Raw genomic sequence first — 14,892 nt, 5'->3', positions numbered from 1 at the left:
GTGGCCGGGGGAGCCGGGGGACCCCGTTTCACCGGGGGAGTTGGCGGACGCCGTGCCGCGGCGGAGGCCCGGGGGCGCCGTGCCGTCGGGGAAAGTGGCAGCAGACGTCGCGCCGCCGGGCGAGCCTGGTGACGCGGCGAAGCCGGGCAAACCAGCGGATCCCGAGCCCCCGGGGGAGCCGGGGGGCGCGGCGCCACCGGGTGGCATCGCGCCGCCGGGTGTGCCCGGGGATGCCGCACCGCCCCGGGTGTCGGGAGACGGTGCGCCGCCACACGCGCCACGGGACGCCGGGCCACCGGCGAGGCCGGGGAGCCCCGCGCCGCCGGGAGGCGCCGGGATGCCCGGCGAGTCGGGTGATGCTGCGCCACCAGGTGAGCCGGGGAACCGCGTTCCACCAGGCCTGCCGGGGGACCCTGCGCTGCCGGGAGGCGCCGTGCCGCCAGGCCTGCCGGGGGACGCCGTGCTGCCGGGAGACGCCCCGTCGCCGCGCGCGTCAGGTGGCGGCGTGCCGCGCCGGGTGGCGGCAGACGCCGCGCCGCCGCGCGCGCCAAGCGATCCCGCGCCATCGCCCGAGGCCGCCGCGCGCCAGAAGTGGGTCAGGGCGGTGAAGTCGCCTGCTGTGCCCACCAGGACGGTGGCCTCCGTTCCGGGGCGCAGGGCGGCCATCGCGGCTGCCGCGTCGGCCACCTCGGCCAGGGCCTCGTGGAGGGAGGCGGATCCGGCGCTCGTGGCGGCCACGTCCGTGCGGTAGGGGGCGGGGTCGAAGCGGGTGATCGGGGCGAACGGGGGGCTTCCGTCGAACACGCCCGCCCGCAGCGCGTCCGGCCCGGCGCCGAAGGCCGTCCGTACTCCGTAGCCGGTCAGCAGGACCTCATGACCCATGGACGTCCACCAGGTAGTCCGTGATCCGGCGGACCGAGGTGAACTCGGCGAGGAACGCTTCGGCGGGTTCGATCTCCAGGCCGCAGCGCAGCTCCAGTTGGTGCAGGAACCACACCAGGCCCAGCGAGTCCAGCGCGAGATCGGCGTCGTCGTCCAGTTCCGCCGGTAGCTCGGCGAAGATCTTGGGGTCGGACAGCAGCTCCCGCACCACGTCGGTGGTGATCATCATGCCGTGGCGCCCCGCTTGATGACGTCGTCGATCAGGTCGCCCAGGTTCATCGCGCCGACCGGTTCGATATCGGTGTCCGGGAACTTCACGCCGAAGCGGCGCTCGATGCGCAGGACCAGCTCGATCAGGCTCAGCGAGTCGATGTCGATGCCACCGGTGCCCAGGGGGCTGGTGTCGGTGACCTCGTCCGTGTCGAGCGGGTGGTTCATGTCCTCGCTGATCGTGCTGAGCACGAACTGGCGGATTTCCTTCTCCAATGCCGTCTGCATGGTGTGCGAAACCCTTCGATGGGAGGAGAGGTCAGTGGCCGGGGGAGCGGGCCAGCAGCGCCTCGCGGTGGCGGACGAGCTTGCCGTTGGAAGTGCGGGGCAGGTCCGGGAGGAGCTGGACGACGCGCGGCACCTTGTAGTCGGCCAGCCGGTCCCGGCACCAGCGCAGCAGCTCCCCGGCCGAGGGGCCGTCCGGCTCGGTGGACACGTACGCCTCGGTGGCACCGGCGTGGACGACCACGGCCCCGCTGACCCCGGGGTGGCGGCGCAACACGTCCTCCACCTCGGTCAGATCGACCTTGAGGCCGCCGATGACCACGAGCGAGTCGCCACGGCCCAGCAGCCGCAGGCCACCGCCGGGGTCCAGCTCGGCGCGGTCGCGGGTGTGCAGCCAGCCGTCGGTGTACCGGCCGCCGCCGGAGTCGTGCAGATACGGTGAGCCGTCCGGCAGCCAGACGTCCAGCTCGCCCTCGTGGATCCGTAACCGCACACCGGGGGCCGCCCGGCCGACGGAGGGCCGCGCGGCGCCGCTGATGTCCATCGCGATGACGCCCGTCTCCGTCGTTCCGTACGATTCGCCGACCCCGATGCCGAACCGTTCGGCGAACCGCGCGGCCGTTTCCGGGGGCATGATCTCGCCGCCGGACGTCGCCGCGCGGAGGGCGGGGAGCGGGGGCAACTCCCTTGCGGTGCCGAGGAGTTCGTAGTGGAAGGGGGTGCCGAAGATGACGTGCACATCGTGGCGCCCGGCGGCGGCCAGGATGTCCTTCGCCGACACCCGGCGCGCGAACACGGCCGCCACGCCCGCCGTGAGCGAGTGCAGCACCCCGGCGATCAGCCCGAAGCTGTGCGCGGTCGAGCTGAGCAGCAGCACCCGCTCGCCGAAGGTCGGCATGCCCTCGATCCGGGTGAAGCGTTCGATCTCGGCCGCCATGGAGGCGGGGGTCCGGCCGATCACCTTGGGCAGCCCGGTGGAGCCCGAGCTGAACTGCACCAGCCGGTGGCCGGTCGCCGCGGTGCGGCCGTCCGGGAAGCGGGAGGTGACCACCTCGTAGCGGGGCTCGAAGCGCAGTGGCGAGCGCCCGACCGCACCCGCGCCGACCAGGAACTGCGGATGGCACAGCGCCCGCAGCGCGTCCACTTCGGACTGCTTGAGCCGGTGGTCGATCAGCATCACCTGGGCGCCCAGCCGCCACAGCGCGAGCAGCACTTCGATCTGGGTGAAGCTCGGCGGTATCCGGAGCATCACCGTGGTGCCCTCGCCGATGCCGTACTCGGCGAAGACGTCCGCCTCCCTGGCCGCGGTGGTGCGTACCTCGGCGCGGCTCACCGGGTGGTCGCCGTGGACGAGGCAGGGCAGCTCGCCGGGGTGGGCGTCGAAGAGGGTGTCCACCAGCGCCCGCATGCCGCCGGGTTCGCCGCTCATCATTGTTCCTGGCAGAACTCGCCGATGGGGAAGCCCACATGGCGCTGGTCCGTGGCCAGATAGCCGAGCAGTTCGTCGCCGGGCCGCAGCTCGGTGACGTTGTGGACCTTCGCGCCGGGCCCGAGCACCCGTACGTGCCAGTCGTCCTGCACGGTCAGGCTCACCACGGTGCCGTCGGCGGAGCGCGCGGTGATGGTCAGCAGTGGCCGCGACTCCAGCTTGGCGCGGCCGATCGTGACCGGGCGGGTCCGGCCCTCGGCGTTGACGGCGAGCGTGGTGCCGCCGGAGCGCAGCTCGCTCAGGTAGTTGGTGCGGTTGTCCGGGCCGAGGACGTAGGAGTGCAGGGCGCCCGCGTTGACCCGGAAGGGGCGGGTCGGCATGTACGGCAGCGGATGGGTCTCGCTGCAGCACAGGATGAAGCCGGTCGAGTACGAGCCGACGAGGATGCCCTCGTCCTCGGCGAAGTGGCTGCAGGTGTCCACGCACACGCGGTCGCCGAGACCGTGGTGTTCGATGCCGTCGACGGTGAGCGTGGTGAGGTTGAGCGGTGCCGTACCGGCCTCCAGCAGCCGGGCCAGCGCGAACACGTCGCCCGCGGTCTCGGGGGCCAACAGGATGCCGTCCGAGCCGCGTTCGAGCACGTCGAGGACGGTGGCGGCCTCCTCCAGGTCCGCGCAGACGGTGATCAGCTTGCCCTCGGAGCGGTCCGCGGCGGCGAGCACGATCTCCAGTGGGATCTTGGTCGGGTCGGCGAATCGGACCACGGTGAGGGGCAGGGTGACGGCGGCGGTGCACGCCAGCCGCAGCGACGGCTCGTCGTGGACGTCGACCCAGCCCGCGGTGTCGGCGTCGAGGGCGTACAGCTCCTTCTCGTCGGACACCGGGGTGGTGGGGACGGCCGTGATGGTCGGGGGCAGCGCCTTGAGGACGGCTTCGTCGTCGCAGACCACGCCCCGCATCCGGGTGTGGATGGCGGCGTCCACGACGGACTCCAGCTGGTTCTGGGGCACGCTTCTGAGGTCGATCCAGGCGAACTTCATACTGCACCTGTCGCAATCGTCGAGGGGTGGTGGGCCGTTCCGGTGTCCCCGGAGTGGACGACGGCGGCGAGCCGTCTCACCAGGGCGGCGGGGGAGGGTGACGAGAAGATCCGGCGGCCGACCGCGAGGCCCCGGCAACCGGCGTGCATCAACGAGGTTCCGTGGCGGACCAGATCCGTACCGTCGGGCGGCCCGCCCGCGGCGAGGACCGGCAGCGGGCTGCTGTCCACCACCTCGGCCATCCGGTCCAGCGGCAGCGCGACCGTCGTCTTCACCAGGTCGGCGCCGAGATCCGCGGCGATGTTCACGGCGTGGGCGAGCAGCGCAGGATCGTGCGGATCGGCGATCCGCGGGCCCCTCGGATAGATCATCGCGAGCAGTGGCATGTTCCAGGTGTCGCACGAGGCCGCGACGGTTCCGAGGTCGGCGAGCTGGCGGTGTTCGGTGTCCGAGCCGAGGTTCACATGCACGCTCACCGCGTCGGCGCCGAGGCGTACGGCCTCTTCCACGTCGCCGACGAGTACCTTGGCGTCGGCGTCGGCCGCGTACACGGTTCCGGCGCTCAAGTGCACCACGAGGGCGCAGTGGCGCAGGATGTCCGGGGCGATCGCGCGCGCCCGGCCCTTGTGGACGACGACCGCGTCCGCGCCGCCGTCCACCAGCGCGCCGAGCAGCCCGTTCCAGCGGGCCTGGGGCACCACCGGCCCGTCGGACACGCTGTGGTCGAGCGGGACGAAGAGATATCGCCCGTCGCCCACGGCGGAGAGTCTCCGCATCCGGAATTGTTTACCCACATCGGTCATGTGCCGGGCACACCTCTTCCAACGGGTGGACGGTGCTTCGGGGGTGGTTCGGGAGTCCTGGGGGACTGCCGGGTCAGAATGGCACGGCTGTGCGAAGGCGAGCCGATATCGAATCGCCATCACTCCACGGTTATGCGGCTCTGAGAAACCTCTGAGACTCCTGTGGCAGGCTGGCCGACGGCTCTGCGCCAGAACCGGACCCGGAACAGCGTTTTCAGCGTTTTCGAGGAGGCCGGATTGACCGCCCTGACCGACCCGGTACACATCACCGGCCCCGTACACATCGCCATCGCCTGCCACGGCGGACGCGGACACACCGCCGCGCTGGGGGACGCCGTACGAGCCGGAGCGAGCCGGGCCCCGGACGCCAAGGTCACCCTCGTCCGGGTCGACCGCGTCACCGACGAGGACTGGCGCCTGCTCGACGACGCCCACGCCATCGTCTTCGGCGCGCCCACGTACATGGGCACGGCCTCGGCCGCCTTCCACACCTTCGCCGAGGCGAGCGCCCGGCGCTGGCTCACCCGCCGCTGGCAGGACAAAGTGGCGGCGGGATTCACCAACTCCGGCTCCATGGCCGGGGACAAGGCGGGCACCCTCGGCTACTTCGCCACCCTTGCCGCACAGCACGGCATGCTCTGGGTCAGCCTCGGCCTGGCGTCCGGCTGGAACCGCTCCTCCGGCAGCGAGTCCGACCTCAACCGGCTCGGGTTCTACCAGGGCGCGGGCGCGCAGTCCCCGGTGGACGACCGGTCGGGCACGGCGCACCCCTCCGACCTCGCCACCGCCGAACACCTCGGCGCGCGGGTCGCGGAGGTCACCCGGACCGTCGTCGCGGGCAGACGAGCGCTGGCGCGGTGAAGCAGTGGTGGACCGTGGCCGTGGCGGTCCTGGCGCAGACCCTGGTCCTGCTGGACAACACGGTCCTCAACGTGGCGATGGAAACCCTCGCCGACCCGGTACGCGGCCTCGGCGCCGACTCCGCCGAGCTGGCGTGGGCCAACGCCTCGTACTCGCTGGTCTTCGCCGCGGGCTGCTTCGCCGGTGGCGCCCTCGCCGACCGCTACGGGCCGCGCCGCACCCTGACCGCCGGGCTGCTGCTCCTGGCCGTGGCCTCCACGCTGGCCGCGTTCTCGCCCGGCGCCACCGAACTCATCGTCGCCCGTGGGCTCATGGGCGCGGGCGGGGCGCTCATCACCCCGGCCACGCTGGCGCTCGTCACCCGTGGCACCGCGCCCGCCCACCGCACCCGGGCCATCGCGGTGTGGGCCTCCGCGGGCGGCGCGGCCGTGGCGCTCGGGCCGGTGGCGGGCGGTGCGCTGCTGACCCGGTTCTGGTGGGGGTCGGTGTTCCTCGTCAACCTGCCGGTGGTGGCCGTATGCCTGGCCGGGGTGGCACTCCTGGTGCCCGAGCTGCGCTACGCCGAGCGCCGGGTGCTCGACCCGGTGGCGCTGCTGCTGTCCGTCCTGGGCCTTGGCCTGGTGGTGTACGGCGTCATCCAGGGCGGCCGCCCGTCCGGCTGGACGGCCCCGGGTGCGCTGCTGCCGCTGGTGGCCGGGCTCGCCCTGCTGGTGGTGTTCGTGACGACGCAGAGCCGCCGGGAGACTCCGGGGTTCGACGTGCGCCTGTTCACCGAACCGCGTTTCGCGGGCGGCAGCGTGACCTTGTTGCTGCTCTTCTTCGGACTGGCCGGGCAGCTCTTCTACTGCGCCTTCTATCTGCAGGGGGTGCACGGCCTGTCGGCGCTGGCCGCCGGGCTGGTCATGGCGTCCGCCGCGGGTGGCATCGTCCTCGGCAACCAGGTCTCCCCGGCGCTGGCCCGGCGGCTGACCGTCCGCTGGTGTGCGGTGGCCGGAGTCCTCCTCGCGGGCGCCACGTTCGGCGCGTACGTGTTCTTCGACGCGGACACCCCGGTGGGCGCCATCGCCGTGGTGCTGTGCGCGCAGGGCGTGGGTATCGGGCTGGTGGTGGCGCCGATGACGGCGGAGATGATGGCCGTCCTGCCCGCGCGGTACACCGGCGCGGGCGCGGCCATCAGCGCCGCCACCCGGCCCGTGGGCAGCACCCTCGGGGTCGCGGTCCTCGGCTCGGTGCTCGCCACTTCCTACCGGGGGGAGGTCCGGCCCGCGCTCGACGGGCTGGGCCCCGGGGCCCGGGACCGGGCGCTGGACTCGGCGGAGGCCACCCGGGCGGTGGCCGCGTCGCTGGGCCGGTCCGATCTCCTCGCCGCCGCCGACCGGGCCTATCTGCACGCCCTGTATGTGACCGCCACCTGGACGGCACTGCTGTCCGTGGCCGGTGCCGTCCTCGTCATCGTCTCTTTCCGGCCACGACCATCACCGACGGAGGCAGGAAGTGGATATGGGTCTGCGCCACCTGCGGATCGTGCTCACCGTGGCTGAATCCGGCAGTATCAGCCGCGCGGCCGCCACGCTGAACATCGCGCAATCCGGCCTCTCTACGCAACTCCGGCGCATCGAGGGGGAATTGGGCGGCCCGCTGTTCCGCCGCCGCCCGCAAGGTGTCGTACCGACCGAGCTGGGCGTGCATGTGGTGGGCCGGGCACGGGAGTTGCTGGACGCGTTCGGCGATCTGCTCGCCACGGCCCGTACGCTCGCCCAGCCCGCCGAACCGCCGCAGGCCGTCGCGCTGGGCGGCGTGGACAACCCGTGGGTGCCGCTGATCGCCGCCCTCATCCGGGAACGGCTGCCGCACCATGAGCAGCTGACCTATCTGGAACCCTCCTCCCAGGCCGTGCTGGAGCTGCTGCGCACCGAGAAGATCGCGCTCGCGGTCGTCAGCGAGTTTCCGGACGTCGGGCCGCCCGCGGTCCGCGAGTTCGCCGTGCGCGACCTCGGCACCGAACCGGTGCTGATCGGACTGGCCCCGGGCCACCGGCTGGCCCACCGGCAGACGATCACCCTCGAAGAGCTGGCCGACGAGATCTGGGTCGCCCCCGGCGACCGCTCCGACGGCCTTGGCCTGAGCCTGCGGATCGCCTGCGAGCGCGCCGGGTTCACCCCGCGATTCCGGTACTTCGGCGCCGACCAGACCACCGCGGCGGCCATCGTCAGCGCCGGAAACGCGGTCGGCGTCTTCGCAACCCCGGCCGACCGCTGTCCGGGCATCACCCTGAAACGCCTGACCAACGGCCGCCTATGGCGCCGAACCCGACTGGTATGGCCCCCAGACTCGCCCCTGGCCGCGCTGGCGGAGGACATGGACAGCACCGCCCTGGACGGCCGCCGCCCCCGAGTGCCGTGAGCGGCGGGCGCGCCTGCGGTGGGCGAGGGGCTTTCCCCCGCCCCGCCCCTTCCCGGAACTTGGGGCTCCGCCCCAAGACCCCGCCGCACGCGCCGCTCCGGCGTGCGCCTGCGCCGGGGCGGCACGTGCCTCGGCGGGGGCGGTTCGCGCCTGCGGGCGCGGCGCTGTCGGGCGCGGCCTGGCCCGCGCTGCGCCCGCGTGCGGCGCAGCCGAACCGCGCACGCGTGCGGCGCACTGGGCTGCCCATCCGGTAGGGGGATTCGGCGGTGCGCCCGGTCGTGGTTCAGCTCCCCGGCCCGTTCGGGTTGCCGGGCCACCGGCCTCGGTTCGCCGCCGGGTGCGGCGCGCCCGCACTGCGCTCGTGTGCGGTGCGGCCGCGTGCAGCCGTACCGGGCTGGTGCGCTCGGCGGGTACGCGTTGGTGTGCCCGGCGGGGCGTTCGGCGGGGACCGGGCGTACCGGGTTGCGGGTCCGGTGGTGGCGCGCCCGCGCTGGGCTCGTGTGCGGTGCGGCGTGTGCAGCCCCGTACCGTGCCGGTGCGTCCGGCCGTGAGCTGGGCCAGGTGCCCGGCGGCCCGCTCGGCCGTGGGTCAGCGGCCGGGGCCGTTCGGCTGGCGGGGCACTGCGGACAGGCACGCCGCGATCGACCGTTGGCGCGGGATCGCCTCGCCCGCCTCGCCCGCCTCGGCCGCCTCGGCCGCCGGTCGTGCCGCTGGGAGTTCGACCGTGAACAGCGCGCCGTGGCCCGGGCGTCCCCCGGCGGTGATCCGGCCCCGGTGGCTTTCGACCACCTCCCGGGCCAGCGCCAGGCCGAGCCCGAACCGTCTGCCCCGCCCCGATGTCCCCCGGGCGAACCGTTCGAAGAGGCGGTCGGCCTCCTCGGGCGCGAACCCCGTCCCCGTGTCGCGTACGGACAGCGACACCACCCCCGTACGCGGGGCGTCCACGGACACCACGACCTCGCCGCCCGCCGGGGTGTGTCCCATCGCGTTGTCGACCAGCGCGGCGATCACCCGGCGCAGGGCCGGGGCGGTGCCCATGACCACGTGCCGTCCCGGCCCGTGCCGCAGCCGTACGTCCAGTCCCAGCGACTGGGCGCGGGCGTCCTCGGCGGCCACCGCCTCCTCGGCGAGCGCGGCGACGTCGACCGGATCGCAGGAACCCGGCGACTGGGACAGCCGCGCGGACAGCAGCAGGTCGTCGATGATGTCGCCGAGCTGGCGGGTGCCGGTCACCAAGCGCTGGAGGTCGGCGGTCAGCTGCTGTGGGCGTTCCGTGCCGGAGCGCCGGGCCAGCAGCTGGGCGCGGGTGTGCAACTGGGTGAGCGGGGTGCGCAGTTCGTGGCTGGCGTCCGCGACGAACCGCCGCTGCCGGTCCAGCGCCTCGGACAGCGGCGTCATCGCGCGCCGCGCGAGCATGCCGCTCGCGGCGGCGACGAGCAGCAGCCCGATCGACTCGGCCGTCGCGAAGGCGAGCAGCAGATGCTGGCGGTCGACGCGCTGGAACCGTTCGCCGTACGCGGCCTGGACGACCTCGTCGCCGCGCCGCCCGGTGCGTACCGTGAACTGCTCGCCGCCGCGCTCCACCCGTTCCAGCACCGGGGGCGCGCCCGCGCGGACCGCCGCCAGGGTGGACTTCACGGGCAGGCCGTCCGGGATGCCGCGGGTGCTGCGGAGCACGCCGTCCCGCTCCACGGTGATCCACATGCAGACCGGCGGGCTGTCGACGGTGTTGTGCTGGACGCCCCACCGCGTCTCGCGCTCCGCGTCGGCGCGCTGGGCGAACAGCACGACGGAGTAGACGATGGCCACGACCAGCAGCATGATCACCGACATCACGAGCGAGATGCGCAGCGTGATGGACCACTGGGCGGCGGCGAGCCGCCGCTGCTCGGGGCTCCGAGCCGTACGGCGGGCCCTACGGCGGGTCGGAAGGCGGAGCGGAAGGGAGATCACAGCGTGCCCAACTGATAGCCGCGCCCCCGCACGGTACGGACGACTTCGCGGCCCAGCTTCCGCCGCAGGTAGTACACGTACGTGTCGACGATGGACTCCGCCGAGGTGTCGGGGAACACGCGCTCGCGCAGGAGCGAGCGGTCGTGCACCCACTTGGGGTCGTCCGCGAGCGCGTGCAGCAGGCCGAACTCGCGCAGGGACAGCTCGACCCGGCTGCCGTCGGCGAGCTGGACCTCGTGGCGCCGCAGGTCCAGCTGCCCGCCGTCCCCGTCGCCGAGCGGCAGGACTTCGGCGTCCGCGCGGTCGCGCCGGTGCAGCGCCCGCACCCGGGCCAGCAGTTCGTCCACTTCGAAGGGCTTGACGAGGTAGTCGTCAGCGCCGGAGTCGAGGCCGGTGACCCGATCGCCCAGTTCGCCCAGCGCGGTCAGCACCAGGACCCGGGTGGTGACACCGACCCTCCGTAATCGTTTCACCAGGTCCAGGCCGTCGATGCCGGGCAGCATGCGATCGATGACCATCACCTGATGACGTCGGCCGAGACCGAGATGGAGCCCCCGGTGGCCGTCGAATGCCACATCGACGGCATAGCCCTCTGAGACGAATAAATCGGCCAGCATGTCTGCGGTCTCCCGGTCGTCCTCGACCAGTAACAGCCGTGTCTGATCCGCAGTCAACCGTTGTGTATCGGCTGGGTAGATCATTCGCTCATCTTGGCAGCCCGGCTCCGGGGGCGGTGCGTACTATCTCGGCCGTCGGCAGGCCCTGGGCTAGAGCGCGCGGCGGATGGCCTCGGCCACCGTTTCGACGTGGGCGGAGAGCGCGAAGTGGCCGCCGGTGAGACGGACATGGTCGCGGACGTCCACGACATCGCGCCAGGCCGCGACCTCGGCGGGGGAGAAGACCTGGTCGTCGTCGGCGGAGATGAGAAGGACCGGGGACTTGGTCCAGGCGCGGTCGGTCAGGGCGGCGAGGCCGTCACCGAGGAGGAGGTCGGCCCGCAGGGGCGGGAGGAGATATTCGGCCACGAGGGCGTCGTCCAGATTGGCCATCCCCGGGGTGTCCAGGGAGCGCAGGAAGGCGAAGAGATCGTCGGTGTCGAGTTCGGCGGTCGGCTTGCCGAGGGGGTGCCGCACGAACGGGCCGGGAACCGGCCACGCGGAGAGGGCGACGAGATCCGGGGTGGTGGGGGCGCGGGTGGCCAGGAGGTGGGCCATGGCCGCGCCCATGCTGTGGCCCATGACGATGAGGCGGCCGTCGGTGGGCGGGAGCGTGCCGAGCGCGGCGAGGACGCTGTCCACGGCCTCTGCCGGGTCGGTGACGGCCGGGGTGCGGCGGCGGTTGGCCCGGCCCGGCGGCTGGACCGCCCAGACATCGGCCTCCGGGAGTGCGGCGGCGAACGGGTGGAAGAAGGTGGCGGAGCCGCCCGCGGGCGGCCAGCACACCACCCGGTCCCGGTGCTCCGGAGCCGCCGCCGCGGCGGGCTGGTCGGCGGGCCGCAGCGGCTGCAGCCAGGGGGCGGTGATCGGGGCGCTCATGAGTGACCTTCCGGGAACGGTGTCTCGGGGCGGGAAATTCAGTAATCCCGGGGTTTGTTGATGCTGTCAAGCACGCGAATAAGTCAGGGCAGTCTGATTTCTGACCTCTCCAGGAAGTACTAGGGACATCACTAGTTTGGCAGATTGCGACAATGTAACCTTCGCCACATGAGTGCCCCTTGCACGTGTCGGCGCACTTCCGTGATGCTGAATTAGGGCCGAGCACGTTAACCGGCTCTTCTTCGGCTCTTCTTCTGGTGTCCACCTGAAAGGCGCCATGGTTTTCGCAATTCTTTTTCCCGGGCAAGGTTCCCAATTCCGGGGAATGGGCAAGGATGCCTTCCAGGGCTACCCGGGGCTCACCCAGTTCGCCTGTGACCTGCTGGGTTACGATCTCGTCGCCCTGTGCCGTGACAACCCCGACGACATGCTGGCCCGTACGGAATACACCCAGCCCGCCCTCTACACCGTCAACGCGTTGCAGATGTTCGAGCGCGTACGGCGCGAGGACCGGCCCGCCGACTGCTATCTCGGGCACAGTCTCGGCGAATACAACGCCCTGCTGGCCGCCGGGGTGTTCGACTTCGAGACCGGCCTCCGGCTCGTCAAGAAGCGCGGCGAACTGATGGCGGCGGCATCCGGCGGCGGAATGACCGCCGTGATGAACACCCCGGCGTCGCGACTCTTCGACATCCTCGGGCAGGACGGCATCGAAGGCCTGGACGTCGCGGGCTTCAACACCGACACCCAGCTCGTCATCGCCGGACCTGCCAGTGCGCTGCGCGCCGCCCACGCCGCGCTGAAGGAGCGCGGCATCCGGTTCGCGCCGCTGCGCGTCAGCGCACCGTTCCACTCCCGGTACATGGAACCGGCCCGCGCGGAGTTCGAGCGGTACCTGAAGGAATTCACCTTCGCCGAGCCCGCCGCCGACGTGGTCGCCAACGTCACCGGACGCCCCTACGAAACGGGCGCGATCGTATCGACGCTGAGCCAGCAGCTCGTGGAACCGGTGCGCTGGACGGACAGCGTCCGTCATCTGCTGGCCCGCGACCCCCAGTTCGCCTGCGAAGAGGTGGGCGGAAAGTCACTCCTGCGCATGGTCGAAAAGATCCGCACGTCAGAAGTCCCCGTGCCCGTTCCCGTCTCCAGCTGAGAAGTTAGGGTCTGAAATGAGCAGGACAGAGAAGATCCAGCAGTTCATAGAGGAGCGCTTTCTTGTCGAGTTCGGCGGCGACATCACCGCCGACACCGACCTCTTCAAGGAAGGGGTCATCGACTCCTTCGGCTATATCCAGATGATGAACTTCCTCGAGGACGAGTTCGCGTTCCACATGGACGAGGCCGACATTCTCACCGATGTCTTCGTCTCCCTCTCCTCCATCGATGACTTCGTGTCCCGCAAGCTCGCCGAGCCCAACCGCCGGTAACAGGCCGGGCCCGACACCCAGTAAGAGGACTTTCATGTGCGGACTTGCCGGTTTTCTTTCCCCTGATCTCCAGGGTGATGCCGCCCCCCAGGTCATCACCTCGATGCTGTCACTGATTCACCACCGCGGTCCGGACGAGGCGGGGTACTACCTCGACGACGGCATCGCGATGGGGGCCGTCCGCCTGTCGATCATCGACATCGAGGCGGGCTCACAGCCCATGTCGGACCCCTCGGGGCGCTACTGGATCTGCTTCAACGGCGAGCTGTACAACCACATCGAGCTGCGCGACGAATTACGCGGGCTCGGCCGGACGTTCCGCACCCACTCGGACACCGAGGTCGTGCTGCAGGCGTGGATCCAGTGGGGACCGGCCTGCCTCACCCGCTTCAACGGCGCCTTCGGCCTGGCGATCCGGGACGCGGCGACGGGCGAACTCTTCCTCGCCCGCGACCGTTACGGCAAGCGCCCGCTCTTCTACTCCGACCGCCCCGGCGCGTTCCTCTTCGCCTCCGAGATGAAGGCCTTCCGCGCGTTTCCCGGATTCCGCTTCGAGCTGGACCCCCGGGAGCTGGCGTCGATCTTCGCTGTCTGGACGCCGCTGCCTGACCGCACCCCGTTCCAGGGCATCCGCCAGATCCCGGTGGGCGGCCTCCTCGCCATTCGCGGGGAGCGGCGCACGCTGCGCACGTACGAAGAGCTTCGCGTCGACGCGCCGCCGTTCAGCGGGAGCGAGGAGGACGCGGCGGCGTTCGTCCGCGAGGAGCTGCGCAAGAGCGTCGAGGTGCGGCTGCGCAGCGATGTCGAGGTCGGCGTCTACCTGAGCGGCGGGCTCGACTCGTCCATCGTCACCAAGCTGGCCACCGACCTCTCCCGGAACCAGGTGCGCACGTTCTCGGTGGAGTTCGAGGACAAGACCTTCGACGAGTCGAGCAGCCAGCGCGCCGTCGCCGAACACCTCGGCACGGTCCACTCGTCGCTCGCCATTTCGAGCGCCGATATCGCGGAGAACTTCCCCTCGGCGGTCTACCACGCCGAAGTCCCGGCGTTCCGTACGGCGTTCGTTCCGATGTATCTGCTGTCGCGCCATGTCCGGGATGCCGGAATCAAGGTGATCCTGAGCGGTGAGGGGGCCGACGAGGCGTTCCTCGGCTATTCGCTGTTCCGCGAGACCCTGCTGCGTACGGCGTGGAACGATCTGACGGACGAGGAGAAGGTCGCCAAACTCGGCAGCCTCTACCCCGAACTCGGCCATTTCGGGCCCGGCCACCGGAAGCATCTCACCGGGCTCTTCAGTCAGTTCTCCACCGAGCGGCTGCCGGGGCTCTTCTCGCATGAACTCCGCTACCAGAACGGCCGGTTCGCGGCGCGGCTGCTCAAGGAGCGCGACGAGCCGTTCGGAGATCTCCTCGACCTCGTCGGGTCCGCGCCCGATTACGCCGCGCTGTCGCCGACCCAGAAGGCGCAGTGGCTCGAATACAAAACGCTCCTCGCGGGCTATCTGCTGTCCACCCAGGGCGAGCGGATGAGCCTCGCGCACAGCGTCGAGAACCGCTGCCCGTTCCTCGACCCGGCCGTGGTGCGGGCGGCCGCGTCGGTGAACCTCAAGTACGACGATGGATTCCAGGAGAAGGCCATCCTCAAGAAGGCGTTCCACGGCGAACTGCCCCAATCCAGCCTTACCCGGCCCAAGCAGCCGTATCGCGCACCGGGCGCCGCCGCGTTCAAGGAGCAGCGCCCCGACTACATGGAACTGCTGCTCTCCGACGCCGAACTCGGGCGTCTCGACTGCGTCGACCCGGTCTTCGCGCGCAAGCTCGTCAACAAGATCATGTCGACGCCCGATCCCGAGATCAGCACCAAAGAGGATCAGGCGTTCGTCTATCTGCTCTCCACCGCCGTCCTCAATCACCAGTATGTGACGAACCGGGAGGATCGCGTGGGCGGGGAGCCGGAGCCCGGGGCGCGCATGGAGATACGGACCGCTGTCGACCACCGTCTGTCCCGGCTGTCCGTCGGAGGAACGCGATGAATCCCGCCGCCATGCCGTCTGCGTCTGCGTCT

Annotated in this window: 14 protein-coding genes; 6 read left to right on the top strand and 8 right to left on the bottom strand. The window is 71.5% G+C overall.

Going from position 1 to position 14,892, the window contains the following annotated elements; translation table 11 throughout:
* Window positions 1-871: 871 nt before the first annotated feature.
* From ACWC5C_RS32490 to ACWC5C_RS32470, 5 genes are read right to left on the bottom strand one after another with little or no spacing between them, the layout of a single operon-like run.
* A complete protein-coding gene (locus ACWC5C_RS32490) occupies window positions 872-1,111 on the bottom strand; it encodes a phosphopantetheine-binding protein (protein ID WP_385440116.1) in 240 nt (79 codons plus the stop codon).
* Complete coding sequence (locus ACWC5C_RS32485) at window positions 1,108-1,380, bottom strand: acyl carrier protein (RefSeq protein ID WP_450881315.1); 273 nt, start codon at window positions 1,378-1,380, stop codon at window positions 1,108-1,110. The genes ACWC5C_RS32490 and ACWC5C_RS32485 overlap by 4 nt, the downstream gene beginning before the upstream one ends.
* Window positions 1,381-1,411: 31 nt before the next feature.
* Window positions 1,412-2,806 carry a class I adenylate-forming enzyme family protein gene (locus tag ACWC5C_RS32480; RefSeq protein ID WP_450881313.1) on the bottom strand — a complete coding sequence of 465 codons (1,395 nt, stop codon included), beginning with the start codon at window positions 2,804-2,806 and terminating at the stop codon, window positions 1,412-1,414.
* Complete coding sequence (locus ACWC5C_RS32475; protein WP_450881311.1) at window positions 2,806-3,846, bottom strand: 3-dehydroquinate synthase II; 1,041 nt, start codon at window positions 3,844-3,846, stop codon at window positions 2,806-2,808. Before ACWC5C_RS32475 ends, ACWC5C_RS32480 begins: the two co-directional genes overlap by 1 nt.
* Window positions 3,843-4,649, bottom strand: coding sequence for a 2-amino-3,7-dideoxy-D-threo-hept-6-ulosonate synthase (locus tag ACWC5C_RS32470; protein WP_450881309.1), 807 nt, complete (start codon window positions 4,647-4,649; stop codon window positions 3,843-3,845). The genes ACWC5C_RS32475 and ACWC5C_RS32470 overlap by 4 nt, the downstream gene beginning before the upstream one ends.
* A gap of 237 nt (window positions 4,650-4,886) precedes the next feature.
* Between ACWC5C_RS32470 and ACWC5C_RS32465 the strand changes: the two genes are divergently transcribed.
* The 3 genes from ACWC5C_RS32465 to ACWC5C_RS32455 are packed head-to-tail and all read left to right on the top strand — an operon-like array spanning window position 4,887 to window position 7,913.
* Window positions 4,887-5,510, top strand: coding sequence for a flavodoxin family protein (locus ACWC5C_RS32465; RefSeq protein ID WP_450881307.1), 624 nt, complete (start codon window positions 4,887-4,889; stop codon window positions 5,508-5,510).
* Window positions 5,507-7,051: an MFS transporter gene (locus ACWC5C_RS32460; RefSeq protein ID WP_450881305.1), complete on the top strand. Its 1,545-nt coding sequence runs from the start codon at window positions 5,507-5,509 to the stop codon at window positions 7,049-7,051. The genes ACWC5C_RS32465 and ACWC5C_RS32460 overlap by 4 nt, the downstream gene beginning before the upstream one ends.
* On the top strand, window positions 7,011-7,913 hold the full coding sequence (locus tag ACWC5C_RS32455) for a LysR family transcriptional regulator (RefSeq protein ID WP_450881303.1): 903 nt from the start codon (window positions 7,011-7,013) through the stop codon (window positions 7,911-7,913). The genes ACWC5C_RS32460 and ACWC5C_RS32455 overlap by 41 nt, the downstream gene beginning before the upstream one ends.
* A gap of 588 nt (window positions 7,914-8,501) precedes the next feature.
* Here ACWC5C_RS32455 and ACWC5C_RS32450 read toward each other — a convergent pair.
* The 3 genes from ACWC5C_RS32450 to ACWC5C_RS32440 all read right to left on the bottom strand — a co-directional run bounded on the left by ACWC5C_RS32450 (window position 8,502) and on the right by ACWC5C_RS32440 (window position 11,401).
* Window positions 8,502-9,866 (bottom strand): sensor histidine kinase, encoded by a 1,365-nt coding sequence (locus ACWC5C_RS32450; RefSeq protein ID WP_450881301.1) that lies wholly within the window; start codon window positions 9,864-9,866, stop codon window positions 8,502-8,504.
* On the bottom strand, window positions 9,863-10,540 hold the full coding sequence (locus tag ACWC5C_RS32445; protein WP_385440132.1) for a response regulator transcription factor: 678 nt from the start codon (window positions 10,538-10,540) through the stop codon (window positions 9,863-9,865). The genes ACWC5C_RS32450 and ACWC5C_RS32445 overlap by 4 nt, the downstream gene beginning before the upstream one ends.
* A gap of 93 nt (window positions 10,541-10,633) precedes the next feature.
* Window positions 10,634-11,401, bottom strand: coding sequence for a thioesterase II family protein (locus ACWC5C_RS32440; RefSeq protein WP_450881299.1), 768 nt, complete (start codon window positions 11,399-11,401; stop codon window positions 10,634-10,636).
* A 277-nt stretch (window positions 11,402-11,678) separates the two neighbouring features.
* Between ACWC5C_RS32440 and fabD the strand changes: the two genes are divergently transcribed.
* The 3 genes from fabD to asnB are packed head-to-tail and all read left to right on the top strand — an operon-like array spanning window position 11,679 to window position 14,860.
* Window positions 11,679-12,554: an ACP S-malonyltransferase gene (fabD, locus tag ACWC5C_RS32435; protein WP_450881297.1), complete on the top strand. Its 876-nt coding sequence runs from the start codon at window positions 11,679-11,681 to the stop codon at window positions 12,552-12,554.
* 16 nt (window positions 12,555-12,570) lie between these two features.
* Window positions 12,571-12,828, top strand: coding sequence for an acyl carrier protein (locus tag ACWC5C_RS32430; RefSeq protein ID WP_385440138.1), 258 nt, complete (start codon window positions 12,571-12,573; stop codon window positions 12,826-12,828).
* A gap of 34 nt (window positions 12,829-12,862) precedes the next feature.
* Window positions 12,863-14,860 carry an asparagine synthase (glutamine-hydrolyzing) gene (gene asnB / locus ACWC5C_RS32425; RefSeq protein ID WP_450881295.1) on the top strand — a complete coding sequence of 666 codons (1,998 nt, stop codon included), beginning with the start codon at window positions 12,863-12,865 and terminating at the stop codon, window positions 14,858-14,860.
* Window positions 14,861-14,892: the final 32 nt, after the last annotated feature.

This window comes from Streptomyces sp. NPDC001700, assembly GCF_053596435.1.
Note: the sequence above shows the minus strand (reverse complement) of the source record. Positions and strands in the feature narration are given on the sequence as shown.